We start from the raw sequence: 15516 nt of genomic DNA on the forward strand, positions 1-15516 counted from the left end.
GAACCCGGACCACCGTGCCGTCGATCATCGCATATTCCATGTCGGCCTCGTCAGAGACCGCTTCAAAAAGCCGTTTGAAAACACCGGCTTTCATCCAGTCGCTGTAACGGGAATAGACCGAGTTCCAATGCCCGAAATACGTCGGAAGGTCCCGCCATGGGCTGCCGGTCCGGGCAATCCATAAGACCGCCTCGATAAAAAGACGGTTGTCCTGCCCGCTGCGCCCCCGATCCGTTTTCTTGCCAAGGCACAGCGGTTCCATTTTCGCCCATTGGGCGTCTGTCAGTACGAAGCGATCCATACGGATTTTGAATCACATTTGGTGACTTTGAAAAAGCACAATTCCCAACAGACCCCAAAAAGCTTCAGGAAACGCCGCCTTTCTGAACAAAGGTAACAGCCGGAAACCCTTGTGGTTTAGTGGCTGCCCTGTCCCTGCTTGCCATAGCTGACCTGGGTATCGGGCACGACAAAATGCTTGCCGTCATCGCTGCCGGACCCGTTATCATCGTCCCCGGCCTGATTGGGATCATACCCTGACGAGATCATCTGCATCGCCGCCGCATCGGGCGGGGTGTGATAGGCTTCGGTGGCGGTTTCATCAGTCGGGTCAGGCGGCGCGGGCAGATGCCGCGACAGCGGGCGCAGCGCGTCATCACGGGCGCGACTGGCATGCCGCGCCCCACCATGCGCGCCCAGCGGCGGCGGGGATTCATCCACATCGGCCGGATCATTATTGTCATCCTGCCCCCCGCTACAGGCGGCAAGGCAGGCCAGCAATCCGATCATCGCAAGACGCGGTTTCATTCCGGCTGCCCCCAATCCCCCATTTCCAGTTCCCATCCCGTACGCCGCCATGGGCGCGCACGGTCGGGAAACGATAGCCTGCCATAACGGGGCAGGCCAAGGGGATCAATGCTCGGCGCCGTCCTCATCGGGGCCGACCAGCATGGCTTCCGCCACGACACCCGCCTGCTCACGCACGCGGCGTTCGATATCGGCGGCCATTTCAGGGTGGTCACGCAGGAACTGCTTGGCGTTTTCACGCCCCTGCCCGATGCGCTGGCTGTCACAGGAGAACCACGCGCCGGACTTTTCAACAATGCCCGCCTTTACGCCAAGGTCGATCAGTTCACCGACCTTGCTGATCCCTTCGCCATACATGATGTCGAATTCGACCTGACGGAAGGGGGGGGCCATCTTGTTCTTGACCACTTTTACGCGCGTCTGGTTGCCCGTGACCTCGTCCTTGTCCTTGATCGAGCCGATACGACGGATGTCCATGCGCACGGATGCATAGAATTTCAGCGCGTTGCCACCCGTGGTGGTTTCGGGGCTGCCGAACATCACGCCGATCTTGAGCCGGATCTGGTTGAGGAAGATCAGCATGGTGTTGGAACGCGAGACGGAACCCGTCAGCTTGCGCAGCGCCTGGCTCATCAGGCGCGCATGCAGGCCCACATGGCTGTCGCCCATGTCGCCTTCCAGTTCCGCACGCGGCACGAGGGCGGCCACACTGTCGACCACCAGCACGTCAACCGCGCCGGAACGCACCAGCGTGTCGGCAATTTCCAGCGCCTGCTCACCCGCATCGGGCTGGCTGATCAGCAGGTTGTCGACATCCACCCCCAGCTTGCGGGCATAACCGGGGTCAAGCGCGTGCTCGGCGTCGATGAAGGCGCAGGTGCCCCCCTTGCGCTGGGCTTCCGCAATGGCGTGCAGCGCCATGGTGGTCTTGCCCGAGCTTTCGGGACCATAGATCTCGATGATACGGCCGCGCGGCAGGCCGCCAATTCCCAGGGCGATATCCAGACCCAGCGACCCGGTGGAAATCACGTCCACCTGCTCGGTCGGGCGTTCGCCCATGCGCATGATCGAACCCTTGCCAAACGCACGTTCGATCTGGCTCAAGGCCCCTTCCAGGGCCTTGCTTTTGTCTATACCCGGAGCCTGTGCCATCGTTGCCTACCCTGATGCTTGAGAAGATGAATTCCGAACGGGCATCCCGCCCTGCGCCACCTGTTGGAAACAGGCGGCAGGTCATGCAGGTCAATATGGAACAAAACAGGACCATTTACAATGGCCCCGTCCGCCTCCACCGGGAATAATAATGCCCGGCGGACCTGAAACCACGGCCTAGCGCGGCCCCATGGCCAGCCCCGCACCACGCGGGTCGGTTGCGGCGGTGCAGGTGCTGGCATCACCCGGCAGGCCATGCGGGCACGATACGGCATTGATGCGGCCCTGGGCCGTGACCGGATGGGCGTCGGGCGTCTGTCCCGCCAGTATCTGGCGCATGGCGATCCCCACGGCGGCGGCGGCGTCATTCTGGCCCGACCCGGCGGCCGCGGCGCGGAAGGCCCGGCCCTGGCTGGCGATGGCCGCCGTGAACAGCGGCAGCGGCAGGCGCGCGGGGGACGCGCCCAGCACGATACCGGTATTGCCCGCCATGCGCCCGGTGCCAAACAGGTTGTCCATGCTCAGGCTGCACGCCACGGCCATGCCCGAATGATCCACCACGGTGAACGAGGTCGAAGCCGGAAGCGAGGGCAACCCGCCGCCACTTCCGCCGCCGCCATTGACAAAGGCCTGCGCCCGGGCCGTCATGTCGTCACCCGTGCCACTGGCATGATTGCCGTTCTGCGCCCGCCACGCCGCGACACTGGCCTGCGCGCGCGTTGCCGCGTCGGACGAGGACGCGGCCCGGAACGCTACCGCGCTACCCAGGCCACCATCGGCCGGTGGCGGCAGGAAGGCGACCTGCGTTTCCCCGCTGCTCAGGCTCAGTGGCAGGCGTTCGGATGGAATGGCGCTACGCATGTCGGACATCTGCAATCCGCCGCCCGCGCCCTGGCTGCCCGCGACAAAGGACTGCCCCAGCGCACCATTATACAGATCGCCCACGCCCATGCTGCGGATCTGGTCCAGCGCACCGGAAAGATGGGTCTGCACCAGCGCATCCCCTTCCGCCAGCGCCTTGCCATCCGAACGGCTGAATACCGCGCGGATACCCGGATCGGCCAGCAGCGGCACCTGCACCGCGGCAAGGTCACCGGCCAGCTGCCGGCTGACATTGATGCCGTTGGCCGCCAGCGCGATCGCATCGGGCACCAGTTCCGAGAACGCGGCCGATCCATACTGCAGGTGCATGAGGTACAGCCCGCGCGCCAGCATCGGGACCGCGGCCGGACGGTCCGCATGTGGCATGTCGGGCGCTGTCACCGTGCCCGCCACGGGCAGGAACATGAAGGCGCGTCCCCCGTTCTGGTCACCCGGGCGGTAGGCAAGGCACGCCCCGCCCGAACCAAGCGATGCACGTGAAGGCAGCGTGACCGACAGCGCCAGCCCCATGGCCGTAGCCGCATCCGCCGCATTCCCGCCGCGTTGCAGGATATCGCGCCCGACCAGCGTTGCCTGCGGTTCATCCGACGAAACCGTGCCGATCAGCGCTCCGGGCGACGGACCGAACATATGCGACACAAGCCGCATGGGCGAATAACGGTGCCCGGCGCAACCGGCAACCGAGATGGCCAGAACAGCCGAAAGCGCCGTACGCATATACCGACGGGCGACAGGGGGGATCGAATGCTCAGGCACGCAGCGCTTCTCCAATGGGCAGGTCGGCTTTGATGAATTGAACGGATCGTTGCACGACCGCGCGATCATGGCAGACCCATCACGACTTAACGGCCTTACGGGCCGTCGGCAACAGGCAGCCTGCCCCGTTCCCCACCATCGCCCATTCCTTTCGTGTGCCCGATCATCTACAGACACATTATCCCGACATGACAACGGAGCAAACCCGTGACATTCATTTCCCCCCGCCGGTACCGCCCGCGCCTGCTGAACGCCCTGCTGGCCGCGGGGGCAATGACGGCTGTGGCCACCGCCGCACCCGGTGCGGGGCACGCGGCCGACAGCAGCAGCTTCACCCCGGCACAGCGTCAGGAAATCGTGGAAATCATGCGCAACGCGCTGAAAACCGATCCCACCATCCTGTCCGACGCGATCACGGCGCTGCGCAACAACGCCAGCGCCGCCCAGCAGAACGCGGCCCGCAATGCGCTGGAAAGCCATCGCGCCGACCTGCTGACGCCTGCCGCCAGTGATGCGATACTGGGCAATGCAACGGGACATACGACGGTTGTGGAATTCTATGACCCGCGCTGCCCCTACTGCCGCAAGGTGCTGCCCGACCTTGATCGCCTGACAAAGGAAGACAGGGACCTGCGGATCGTGGAAAAGGTCATTCCCGTGCTGGGACAGAACAGCCTGATCGCGTCACAGGCAATGGTGGCGGCCTTCGTCCAGGGCGGGCAGGCGGCCTATTTCCGCATGCAGGCGGCCATCATGAATGATTCCGTCACCCCGACAACCGACCGGATGCGCACACTGGCCACCCAGTCCGGGCTGAATGCCGCGACACTGGCCAGCGACATGAACAGCCCGAAGGTCACGGGCATCCTGCAGGCGAACATGGAACTCGCCCGCGCCATCGGGCTGGATGGCACGCCCACCTTCGTCTTCAATGCCCGCCAGATCATTCCGGGCGCCGTCAGCTATGACGAACTGAAAAAGGCGATTGCACAGAGCCGCTGACCCGCCAGCCAGACCGGAACCAGCGCCACGGCCATGCCGGGCGCGGACCCACGGCCCGGACCATGACGATCAGGCCATGGCGGCGACAGGCTGTGCGGCCAGGTCGTTGATGCGCAGCAGGTGAGACAGGGCCGTCACCATTTCGTCCATCATCTCATCCGTGTGGAACGGCCCCGGCGTCAGACGCAGGCGTTCGGTGCCACGCGGCACGGTGGGATAGTTGATGGGGGTGGCGTAGATCCCGTAATCGTTGAGCAGCCGGTCGCTCAGTTCACGGCAGCGCTGGGCGTCCCCCACCGGGATCGGCACGATGTGGCTTGGCGTCATGGTGAAGGGAATGCCCGCCCGGCGCAGCTTTTCGCGGAAGGTGTTGACGCGCTCGAACATGCGTTCGCGACGCCAGCCATCCTTGCGCACCAGCCGCACGCTGGCCNNNNGCCGCCACGACCGCAGGCGGCAGCGCGGTGGTGAAGATGAAGCCCGAAGCCGAAAGGCGCAGATATTCGACAATATCGCTGGTCGCGGTGATGTAGCCGCCATGCACGCCAAACCCCTTGGCCAGCGTGCCTTCGATAATGTCCACCTGGTCGGCCACGCCGTCGCGTTCGGACACGCCGCCGCCCTGATCCCCGTACAGGCCCACGGCATGCACTTCGTCCAGATAGGTGATGGCACCATACTTGCGCGCCAGCGCGCATGTCCCGGCGATGTCGGAAATGTCGCCGTCCATGGAATACACGCTTTCAAACGCGATCAGCTTGGGCACGTCCCTGGGTGCCGCGGCCAGCTTGGCTTCCAGGTCGGCAAGGTCATTATGTTCGTAAATGACGGTGGTCGAACCGCGCGCGCCCTTGATCCCCGCGATCATGGAGGCATGGTTCAGCCGGTCGGAAAAGCAGATCCAGCCGGGCATGCTGCTCAGGATCGTCTGCAGGGTCGCCTGGTTGGAGACATAGCCGGACACGAACAGGAGGCCCGCTTCCTTGCCATGCAGGTCGGCCATTTCGGCTTCCAGCGCGGTATGGACCGGGCTGGTGCCCGCGATGTTGCGCGTGCCGCCGGCGCCCGCGCCATGTTCGTGTATGGCCTGGATCGCGGCTTCGACCACTACGGGATCGACACCCATGCCCAGATAGTCGTTGGAGGACCAGACCACGACCTCCCGGTCCTGCGGGCAGGCCGGCGTTGACGGAGTGGCCTGTGTTTCCGGCTGGTCATACAGGGGATAACGTTCGGCCTGGCGTGCCAGTGGGGTGAACTGCCGGTATCGACCCTGCGCGCGGATATTCTCCAGCGCCGTCCGGCAGAACCGGAAGAACGGATGCCCATCCACTTGATTACTGGACACTGCTGCTTTTCTCCATGCACACCCCGGATCGTTCACGGGGTCTTCATTCATGATGGTCACCATGCGTTGGGTGACCCGCGCCGGGGGGATGATGTTCCCCTCACGCGGCGCTATCGCCGGGGGTTAACCGCCAGCGGACCACTCTTTATGGCATGATGGAGGCGGGAATTGCAAAACCGCATTGGACTACTCCGCGTAAATGCAGACCTGGGTTGCGCTGTTCGCGGGCACGCTGCGGGCATCCATTTCCGTCTGGCTGCCCCCTGCCCCCGCATCCATCACTGCCTGCAACACGGGCTGGCCATTGGCGTCCACCACTTTCTGCATGTCCGGCACGCTGCCATCGGCCCGGTCGGGCACGCTGACCACAATGGTGAACAGCGCATTGGGCTTGCGCGACAGGGCATCGGCCACGGCGGCGCGGACGGCGGGCTTCCACTGCGTATCGGGTGTTCCGGCCACGATCGTGACCAGCGCCGGGCGGTCCATGCCGGGCACCGGCGGCGGCGGGTGCTGCGGCAGGTTCGGCGGATCGCCCGCATGGCGGTTGAATGTCTTCTGGCTGACCAGCTTGCACCCGGCCATGACCGGCAGGCAGGCGACTGCGACAAGGACGGCACGGCGGACAGGGCGCGGATACGGACGGGACATGACCCCCTACCGATACAGTATCCCCCACCCGTGGCATAGTGGAACAATACCGCAATTGTTGCCGCCATCCGCGCGGCGCAGTAGTCATGCAGAAGCGGCCCCGACCGATCATACCCCGCCCCATGGACGATGCCGATGCCAGAAGACCAAGCCATTACGCTTCCCCTCGCGCCGCCGCATGCCGCCCCCGGCATGCCCCAGCGGCTGGCGACGGCGATCCGCCATGCCATTGGCACCCATGAACCCGATCCCCGCTACGCCCCGCATGCGCAGGTCATGGCCGATTTCTGCGCGGTGTTGTGGAGTCGCTTCCTGCGCTTCGACCCCGCCAGCCCCGAATGGCCGGACCGGGACCGCTTCGTGGTCTCCTCCCCACGATATCGTGTCCTGCCGCGCATCATGGCCGAACTGTCAGGCCAGACACCGCTGCCGCCGCGCATGGACGGACATGCCGCCGCCCACCATGACCGGCAGGCCTGCGGCCCCAGCGGACAGGGGCTGGGGGCCGCGATCGGCATGGCGCTGGCGGAACAGCACCTTGCGGCGCGGTTTGGCCGTTCGCTGGTCAATCACCGTATCTGGGGGCTGGGCTGCTGGACGGAACTTTCCACCGGTGTGGCGCTGGAAAGTGCGGCACTTGCGGGCCAGATGGGGCTGGACCGCGTCACGCTGGTCGTCGGCCTGTGGTCAGGCGAGCGCGAAGCCGTGGACGCCATCCTGCCGCGCTACAGCGCATCGGGCTGGTCGGTCAGGAAGGTGAACGCAGGTAGCCCCGAACAGATCGCGGCCGCCATCACGTCATCGCAGCGAACGCACAAGCCCTGCCTGATCGCCTGTATCGCGGCGCCCGAAACCGATCCGCCACCGCCCTTCGTCGATGATCCGGGCCTGTGGGCGGGGGCCGCGCGCCGGGGGGCCAGTGCGCGGCGTTCGTGGCTGCGCAGGCTGCTCAAAGACCGGCAGAAAGCCGAATTCGAACGCATGGCCCGCAACCAGCGTCCCGCCTTCTGGCAACCCGACTGGCAGCGGTCATGGCGGGAACACGGCAGCGCGGTCGCACGTGTCTCCACCACCTTCGCGGCACGGCGGGGGCTCGAGACGCTGCATGAACTCCTGCCCGAACTGACATGCCTGCGTTCACGTCGCGGCATGCTGGCCGACCTGCCCGCCAGCCGCCGCAGTAGCGGCGAAATGGATCTGTCATGCGGGACGCAGGTGCATGGCATGGCGGCACTGCTCAATGGCATTGCCATGCATGACGGGCGGCTGGCGTTCGGCACATCGACCATCATCGCGGTGGACCGCATGCGTCCCGCCCTGCGCTATGCCGCCATGACGGACCTGCAGGTGATCTACCTGCTGACCGATGACGACCTGCGACGCGGCGACGGGGGCGGCGGCCAGCCGGTGGAACAGCTGGCCAGCCTGCGCGCCATGCCCAATGTCGCGGTTTTCCGCCCCGCCGACCACCGCGAGACCATGGAATGCATGGAACTGGCATTGCGGCGGACCAGCGGGCCAAGCCTGCTGACGCTGGAATCGGCCCCCGCGCTGGCAACTTCCACGGCACCCGAACGTGAACAGCACGGGCTGACCAACCTGTGCGCGCGGGGCGGGTATGTGCTGGCCGAAGCCGAAGGCGCGCGGCAGGTCACGCTGATCGCCACGGGGCATGAGGCGATACTGGCGCTGGCGGCGCGCAAACTGCTGCGGGAGGCGGGAATTGCCGCGGCTGTCGTCTCCCTTCCGTGCTGGGAACTGTTCGCCGTGCAAAAAATGACGTATCGTGCCGCCGTGCTGGGAACGGCACCCCGGATCGGAATAGAGGCCGCTTCAGGGTTTGGATGGGAACGATGGCTTGGAACGGACGGGCTGTTTGTCGGCATTGATGGATTCGGGGCGCCTTCCACCCCCGACCAGCCGGACAGCGCGGCCGACATCACGCCAGAACGGATCTGCCGCGACGCATTGCGTCTGGTCCGCCCCCCATCCGACGCCCTGGTTGAAACCACGGGAGGAAACGGCGCGCCGTCCGGGATGGCATCGGTCGATGCCAGTGTGTGAAATGTCTGACCTTACGGAGAAAATAAGAAAATGGCTGTCAAAGTCGCAATAAACGGTTTCGGTCGCATTGGTCGCCTTGTACTGCGTGGCATTATCGAAAGCGGGCGCACCGATGTCGTGCCCGTGGCCATCAATGACCTCGGCAGCGTGGCAGACAACGCACACCTGCTGTCGTATGACAGCGTGCATGGCCGCTTTCCCGCCGATGTAAAGGTGGATGGCAACCAGATCATCATCACCGCCAATGGCCGCACCTATGATCCCATCACCGTCTCGGCCGAGGCCGACCCGACGAAGGTGCCCTTCCGGGGCGTGGACGTGGCGCTGGAATGCACGGGCCGCTTCACCGACAAGGAAAAGGCCACCCAACTGATCAAGGCGGGCGCGCGCAAGGTGATCGTGTCCGCCCCCGCGTCGGGCGTGGACGCCACCATCGTGTTCGGCGTGAACCAGGATGTGCTGACACCCGACATGACCGTCATTTCCAACGCGTCATGCACCACCAACTGCCTGGCCCCGGTGGCCAAGGTGCTGGACGACACGTTCGGCATCGAATGCGGCTACATGGTCACCATCCATTCCTATACCGGCGACCAGCGCACGGTGGACACGCTGCACAAGGACCTGCGCCGCGCACGCGGGGCGGCGCTGAACATGATCCCGACCTCCACCGGGGCCGCGCGCGCCGTGGGGCTGGTGCTGCCGCACCTGAAGGGCCGGCTGGACGGCACCGCCATTCGCGTGCCCACGCCCAATGTCTCGCTCGTCTCGCTGGATTTCGTGCCCAAAAAAGCCCCGGCCTCGGTCGAGGAAGTGAACGAGGCCCTGCTCAGGGCATCCGAGTCCGGGCCGCTGAAGGGCATCCTCGCCTACAACACCGCGCCGCTGGTCAGCACGGATTTCAACCACTCCCCCGCGTCTTCCACCTTTGACGCGACCCAGACCGCCGTGATCGACGGTGGCAGGCTGGTGCGCATCTGCAGCTGGTATGACAATGAATGGGGCTTCTCCAACCGCATGGCCGACACGGCTGCCGTATTCGGGGCACTGTAATGGGCGCAACATCCTTCAGGACGCTGGATGACCTTGATGCCACGGGCAAGAAGGTTCTCCTGCGCGCCGATCTGAACGTTCCGGTCAGGAACGCCCAGATCGCCGATGCAACCCGCATCCTGCGCCTGCTGCCCACCATACAGGAACTGGCGCAGAAGGGGGCGAAGGTGATTGTCGTCAGTCACTTCGACCGCCCCAAGGGCAAGCCCGTGCCGGAAATGTCGCTTGGCCCGATCGCCGATGCGCTGGGCGATGCGCTGGGCCGTCCGGTCACCTTTGTCGATGACTGTATCGGCCCGAAGGTGCAGCAGGCGGTGGACGCGATGCAGGACGGGGATGTCGTGGTGCTGGAAAACACCCGCTTCTACCCCGGTGAGGAACAGAACGATCCCGCGCTGGCGAAGGAATTCGCATCACTGGCCGACTATTACGTCAACGATGCGTTTTCCGCCGCCCATCGCGCCCATGCCTCGACCGAGGGGGTGGCCCGCCTGCTGCCATCCTTTGCCGGGCGGTTGATGGAAACGGAACTCAACGCGCTTAACATCGCGCTGGAAAACCCCGCCCGTCCGGTTGGGGCCATCGTGGGCGGGTCCAAGATTTCCACCAAGCTGGACCTGATCGGCAACCTGCTGGCCAAGGTGGACATGCTGATCATCGGTGGCGCGATGGCCAACACGTTCCTTGCGGCACAGGGGGTGAATGTGGGCCGGTCGCTGCAGGAAGCGGACATGCACGACACCGCGCGCGACATCCTTGCGAAAGCAAAGGAAAAGGGTTGCGAGATCGTGCTGCCGGTTGACGCCGTGACCGCAACGGACTTCAGGGCCGATGTGCCGACCCGCACCGTGCCCGTCACCGCCATTCCCGATGATGCGATGATGCTGGATGTCGGGCCGGAAACGGTCAGGCTGATCGAGCAGAAGATCGCGACGCTGAAAACACTGGTCTGGAACGGCCCGCTGGGCGCGTTCGAGATCACGCCGTTTGACGCCGCGACCAATGCGGTGGCGCGCGACGTGGCGCGCCTGACCGATTCCGGCGCGCTGAAAAGCATCGCGGGTGGCGGGGATACGGTTTCCGCCCTGCGTCATGCGGGGGTGGAGAAGCATATCTCCTACATTTCCAGCGCGGGCGGGGCCTTCCTTGAATGGATGGAAGGCAAGACGCTGCCGGGCATCATGGCGCTGGAAAACATCTTTGAACGCGCGCTGCCGATCTGAGGAAAAGTAACCAAAGTTTCCGGGTGCCGCCTTTTTTCAAAAAGGCGGCGTTCCCTGAGGCTTTTTTCAGGTCAGGGACCATCCCGTGGGGTGGTCCCTTTTTTCATGCCGGGATGGTTCTGCGAAATCAGCCCTGCTGTTGCGGGTGTTCCGCCCCGGACGGAGGCGCTTCGGCATCTTCCGCCTGATCTTCGACGGGCCTGTCGTCGCGTTCGATGACCTTGATCGAATCGCCAACCAGCCCTTTGGCGAACGCCTCGGCAGAGAACGGGCGCAGGTCATCGGCCTGTTCGCCCACGCCCACCAGATGCACCGGCAGGCCGAACGCATCGGCCAGTGCAACCACGATCCCGCCACGGGCCGAACCGTCCAGCTTGGTCACGACCAGCCCGGTCACATTGACCAGTTCCTTGAATACCCGCACCTGTTCCACCGCGTTCTGCCCCGTGGTGGCGTCCAGCACCAGCAGCACGGAATGGGGTGCGGTTTCGTCAAACTTGCGCATGACGCGGATGATCTTGGCCAGTTCCTCCATCAGCGCGCTCTTGTTATGCAGGCGGCCCGCCGTGTCGACCAGCAGCAGGTCGGCCTTTTCCGCCGTGGCGCGCTTCAGCGCCTCGAACGCCAGTCCCGCCGCATCGGCGTTGGGCTTTCCCGCAATGACGGGCGCACCCGTGCGCTCGCCCCATACCTGCAACTGTTCGACGGCTGCGGCGCGGAAGGTATCGCCCGCGACCATCATCACCTTCTTGCCCTGTTCACCATAGAAACGGGCCATCTTGCCGATGGTGGTGGTCTTGCCGGTGCCATTCACCCCCACCACCAGCACCACATGCGGCCGGTGCTTCGGGTCGGGTTCAAACGGGATGGCGACGGGCTGAAGGATGGTGGCGATTTCTTCCGCCAATGCCTGGCGCACTTCCTCATCCGTCACTTCCTTGCCGAACTTGGAACGGCGGAAGGATTCAATCACCTTTTCCGCCACGCTGGGCCCAAGGTCGGCGGAGATCAGCAGGTCCTCAAGATCCTCCAGCGCCTGGTCATCCAGCTTGCGCCGGGTAAAGACCGCGCTCAGCCCGCCGCTGAGTTTCTGTGTGGAGCGCGACAGCCCCGCCTTGAGACGTGAGAAAAAACCAAGTGCCATGTCAGAGAATTTCCGCAACCAGTCCGTTATCGTCAACCGCCACCGGGCGCACCGTTTCAATGCGTCCGGCCACGGACACCGCGCCATCCACCAGCCTTACCGGGGCGAATTCCTCGCTATGTCCCGCCGTGTCCGTTTCCATCAGCACCCGTAGTGCGCGGCCCACAAGGCGCGCATGGAAATCACGCGCCGCCCGTGCGCCCGCCGCCCGCAGGCGGGCCGCGCGCGCCTTGCGTTGTGGCACGGCAATGGCGGGCATGCGGGCCGCCGGCGTGCCCGGTCGCTCACTATAGGGAAAGACGTGCAGGTAAGGCAGGGCGTTCGCACGCACGAAATCAAGTGTCTGTTCAAACAGTTCCTCGTCCTCGGTCGGGAAACCGGCGATGATGTCCGCCCCGATGCCGATATCGGGCCGCAGCGCCCGCGCCCGCGCCACCACGGCCTGCGCATCCGCCGTCAGGTGGCGGCGCTTCATGCGCTTGAGGATGATGTCACTCCCCGCCTGCAGCGACAGGTGCAGGTAAGGCATGAAACGCGGTTCGTTTTCCAGCAGTTTCCATATATCCGCGTCAATCTCCACCGGATCGACCGAGGACAGGCGCAGCCGCTCCAGTTCGGGCACCAGGGCCAGCAGCCTGCGGCACAACTGCCCCAGCGGCGGCCTGCCCGGCAGGTCATCCCCCCAAGAGGTAATGTCCACGCCCGTCAGCACCACCTCCCGGTAGCCCGATTGCACCAGCGCGCGCACCTGTTCCACTACCGCGCCAACGGGGACCGAACGCGATGGCCCGCGCCCGAAGGGAATGATGCAGAAGGTACAACGGTGGTCACAGCCCTGCTGCACTTCCACGAACGCGCGGGTGCGACCGGCGAATTCGGTCACAAGGTGCGGCGCGGTTTCACGCGCGGCCATGATGTCGGACACGGCATTGCCCTGCCCCAGCGCCATCTCGCTCCAGCTTGCGGCGTCCAGCTTTTCGCGATTGCCCAGCACGCGGGTCACGCCGGGCAATGCCGCCCAGCGGTCCGGATCGATCTGGGCGGCGCAGCCCGTGACCACGATGCGCGCGTCGGGCCGGTCACGATGGGCGCGGCGCACGGCCTGCCGGGCCTGGCGCTCGGCCTCCCCCGTGACCGCGCAGGTGTTCACGATCACCACATTATCCAGCGCGGCGGCGTGATTGCGCATCACCTCGCTTTCATATGTATTGAGGCGACAGCCGAAGGTCAGGATTTCCGGCTTCTTCATCGGGGGTAGTCTTCCGGGTTGAACGTGCCCGTGAAACTGGTTTCCGCGGGGCCGGTCATCAACACATGGCCATCGCTTTCGCGCCACGTAATGGTCAGTTCGCCGCCATCCATCGCCACGGTACAGGTCCGGTCCACCAGCCCGCGCCGCACGGCATTGACCACGGCGGCACACGCGCCCGACCCGCAGGCCCGCGTCAGGCCGCTGCCACGTTCCCATACCCGCAGCCGCATGGCGTCACGGCCCGTCACATGGGCAAACCCGATATTGGCGCGTTCAGGGAACAGGGGATGATGTTCCAGTTCCGGCCCCGCCACGCATGGATCCATCGCATCGGCACCGGACATGAAAAAGGTCGCATGCGGGTTGCCCATGGACACGGCCGCCGGATCACCCGCAATGGGCAGGTGCAGCGTGTCCATCGGTCCGGACAGCGGCACATCCGCCCAGTCCGGCGCGGGTGTTCCCATATCCACCGTGACCAGGCCGGGGCGGATAATGGTGGCATGCAGCACGCCCGCGCGGGTCTGCAGCCCGACGTGATCCTGCCCCGTCTCATGCGCCACAAGATCGGCAATGCAGCGCGAGGCATTGCCGCACGCCCCCGATTCCGTGCCGTCGGCGTTGAAGAAGCGCACGAATACATCCGCGCCTTCCGCACAGGCGGGGCGCAGGGTCACGAACTGATCGCAGCCGATGCCGGTATGGCGGTCGGATAATGCGGCAATGCGGGCAGGTGTCAGGTCATGGCGGTGGACACGTTCATCCACCACCACAAAATCATTGCCCAGCCCATGCATCTTGAGAAAACCGGTCATCATCCGTCCTGTATAGGGCCAACCCATCCATATATGCGAGCGGGATGGCACCCCGCGCCAGGCCTTGCAAGCCCGATCAGAGAAAACGCCCCGGCCGGCCGCGCTGCAGCACCTCGATCCTGTAGCCATCCGGGTCGGTAATGAAGAAGAACCGCCCCACGAACCGCTCCCCGCACGACATGTCCTTTACCGCCAGCGGCGACAGGCCCGCAGCCGCAAGACGGGCATGTTCCGCGTCCACATCCGCAACCGACACCGCCAGGTGGCCATAGCCATCACCCAGGTCATAGGGCGTCGTGCGATCGTGGTTGACGGTCAGTTCCAGCTCGAACGTCTGTTCGTCATTGGACAGGTAGATAAGGGTGAAAGTATCGAAAACAAGCCGGTCGGCCACCTTCAGGCCAAAAGCCGTATCATAGAATGCAAGGCTCGCGGCTTCATCACGCACGCGGATCATCGAATGGATCATACGGGCCATTCTGCTTTTCTCCTGTTCCCCATGGCGGAGCGCGTGATAATACGCCCACCGCACATGGCGTTGTTACTTCCGTACTGTCTGGCACATTCATGAACGACCTGCACGGGTTCCACCCGCATTCCTTCACAGTCGCCTCGACTGAATCCGATACGGCATTCCATTCCCGCAGGCCGGCCGGACCCATGCTGGACCAGGGGGCGCTTACGGCCATTACCGCGCTGTACCGCACGCTGCTGCCCGAAGATGGCAATATCCTCGACATCATGGCCGGACCGGACAGCCACCTGCCGCCCGACATGGAATTCGACAGCGTGATCGGCATAGGCGTCAACACGCAGGCGCTGGACAGCAATCCGCGCCTGACCGACCGTGTGGTGGAAGACATAAACGAAACGCCCGACCTGCCACTGGCGGATGAAAGCATGGATGCCGCCCTGCTGTGCGACGTGGTGCCCTATCTGCGCCAGCCGACGCAGGTCTTTCGCGACATTGCCCGCGTGCTGCAACCCGGCGGCCTGATCATCATTACATTCGGTGACCGCTTCATCCCGCAGAAGGCCACGGCCCTGTGGCAGGCGCTTGATGAAGGGGACCGCCGCCGCATGCTGTCAATCCTGCTGCAGCGCGCCGGTTTTGGCCCGGTGGACAATGGCAATGTCACCCCTGCGCCCGAGGACCTGTTCTGGCATGACGCCGTTCACGCCATGACGGCGCGCCGTCCTGACATTTTGTAACATTAGATCAATAATACGACCCTGTGCCGTTATATTATCATGCTGATACACAGCGCAGGCCAGTGGGTGGGCCGATATTAAAAGAAATTATCATTTACCCCTTTATCTGGAAATGTTTTGACATATATTCTGTGAAACCTGATTTGGGGCCCCCT

The 15516-nt window shown here is 64.6% G+C and carries 15 protein-coding genes and 1 pseudogene; 5 read left to right on the plus strand and 11 right to left on the minus strand.

The genetic code is table 11. From position 1 onward, the window contains the following. The 5 genes from GEU01_RS09250 to GEU01_RS09270 all read right to left on the minus strand — a co-directional run. Positions 1-301 (minus strand): IS5 family transposase (locus GEU01_RS09250; RefSeq protein ID WP_039794389.1); only part of this gene is annotated, 301 nt, incomplete at its 3' end. A 116-nt stretch (positions 302-417) separates the two neighbouring features. Beyond that, the gene (locus GEU01_RS09255) at positions 418-789 is read right to left on the minus strand and encodes a hypothetical protein (protein ID WP_010507114.1); all 372 of its coding nucleotides are present in this window, start codon (positions 787-789) and stop codon (positions 418-420) included. Between the two features lie 14 nt (positions 790-803). Next, entirely contained in the window at positions 804-935 is a 132-nt protein-coding gene (locus GEU01_RS27315) for a hypothetical protein (protein WP_265000616.1), read from the minus strand. Further along, positions 913-1959: a recombinase RecA gene (gene recA / locus GEU01_RS09260; protein WP_010507117.1), complete on the minus strand. Its 1047-nt coding sequence runs from the start codon at positions 1957-1959 to the stop codon at positions 913-915. Before recA ends, GEU01_RS27315 begins: the two co-directional genes overlap by 23 nt. A 177-nt stretch (positions 1960-2136) precedes the next feature. Further along, a complete protein-coding gene (locus GEU01_RS09270) occupies positions 2137-3558 on the minus strand; it encodes a gamma-glutamyltransferase (protein WP_019085864.1) in 1422 nt (473 codons plus the stop codon). A gap of 246 nt (positions 3559-3804) precedes the next feature. On the opposite strand from GEU01_RS09270, the gene GEU01_RS09275 reads away from it, so the two are divergent. Next, positions 3805-4599, plus strand: coding sequence for a DsbA family protein (locus GEU01_RS09275; protein ID WP_019085865.1), 795 nt, complete (start codon positions 3805-3807; stop codon positions 4597-4599). Positions 4600-4668: 69 nt separating this feature from the next. Here GEU01_RS09275 and hemA read toward each other — a convergent pair. Together hemA and GEU01_RS09285 are read right to left on the minus strand one after the other, a co-directional pair. After that, a pseudogene (gene hemA / locus GEU01_RS22555) lies at positions 4669-5998 on the minus strand (5-aminolevulinate synthase). Positions 5999-6133: 135 nt separating this feature from the next. Next, positions 6134-6598 carry a hypothetical protein gene (locus GEU01_RS09285; RefSeq protein ID WP_019085866.1) on the minus strand — a complete coding sequence of 155 codons (465 nt, stop codon included), beginning with the start codon at positions 6596-6598 and terminating at the stop codon, positions 6134-6136. Between the two features lie 135 nt (positions 6599-6733). On the opposite strand from GEU01_RS09285, the gene GEU01_RS09290 reads away from it, so the two are divergent. The 3 genes from GEU01_RS09290 to GEU01_RS09300 are packed head-to-tail and all read left to right on the plus strand — an operon-like array spanning position 6734 to position 10938. Then, on the plus strand, positions 6734-8662 hold the full coding sequence (locus GEU01_RS09290; RefSeq protein WP_019085867.1) for a transketolase-like TK C-terminal-containing protein: 1929 nt from the start codon (positions 6734-6736) through the stop codon (positions 8660-8662). 30 nt (positions 8663-8692) lie between these two features. Beyond that, a complete protein-coding gene (gene gap, locus GEU01_RS09295) occupies positions 8693-9715 on the plus strand; it encodes a type I glyceraldehyde-3-phosphate dehydrogenase (RefSeq protein ID WP_019085868.1) in 1023 nt (340 codons plus the stop codon). Further along, on the plus strand, positions 9715-10938 hold the full coding sequence (locus GEU01_RS09300; protein WP_019085869.1) for a phosphoglycerate kinase: 1224 nt from the start codon (positions 9715-9717) through the stop codon (positions 10936-10938). The genes gap and GEU01_RS09300 overlap by 1 nt, the downstream gene beginning before the upstream one ends. Before the next feature lie 127 nt (positions 10939-11065). Here the strand turns inward: GEU01_RS09300 and ftsY are convergent, their stop codons facing one another. From ftsY to GEU01_RS09320, 4 genes are all read right to left on the minus strand, one after another. Next, the gene (ftsY, locus tag GEU01_RS09305; RefSeq protein WP_019085870.1) at positions 11066-12082 is read right to left on the minus strand and encodes a signal recognition particle-docking protein FtsY; all 1017 of its coding nucleotides are present in this window, start codon (positions 12080-12082) and stop codon (positions 11066-11068) included. A 1-nt stretch (position 12083) separates the two neighbouring features. Next, the gene (gene mtaB / locus GEU01_RS09310; RefSeq protein ID WP_010507129.1) at positions 12084-13331 is read right to left on the minus strand and encodes a tRNA (N(6)-L-threonylcarbamoyladenosine(37)-C(2))-methylthiotransferase MtaB; all 1248 of its coding nucleotides are present in this window, start codon (positions 13329-13331) and stop codon (positions 12084-12086) included. Next, entirely contained in the window at positions 13328-14152 is an 825-nt protein-coding gene (gene dapF / locus GEU01_RS09315; protein WP_019085871.1) for a diaminopimelate epimerase, read from the minus strand. The genes mtaB and dapF overlap by 4 nt, the downstream gene beginning before the upstream one ends. Before the next feature lie 73 nt (positions 14153-14225). Beyond that, positions 14226-14627 (minus strand): VOC family protein, encoded by a 402-nt coding sequence (locus GEU01_RS09320; RefSeq protein ID WP_010507132.1) that lies wholly within the window; start codon positions 14625-14627, stop codon positions 14226-14228. Between the two features lie 89 nt (positions 14628-14716). Between GEU01_RS09320 and GEU01_RS09325 the strand changes: the two genes are divergently transcribed. Beyond that, positions 14717-15361 carry a class I SAM-dependent methyltransferase gene (locus tag GEU01_RS09325; protein WP_010507134.1) on the plus strand — a complete coding sequence of 215 codons (645 nt, stop codon included), beginning with the start codon at positions 14717-14719 and terminating at the stop codon, positions 15359-15361. Positions 15362-15516 lie beyond the last annotated feature (155 nt).

The organism is Komagataeibacter europaeus LMG 18890 (assembly GCF_000285295.1).
GTDB classification, from domain to species: Bacteria; Pseudomonadota; Alphaproteobacteria; order Acetobacterales; family Acetobacteraceae; genus Komagataeibacter; species Komagataeibacter europaeus.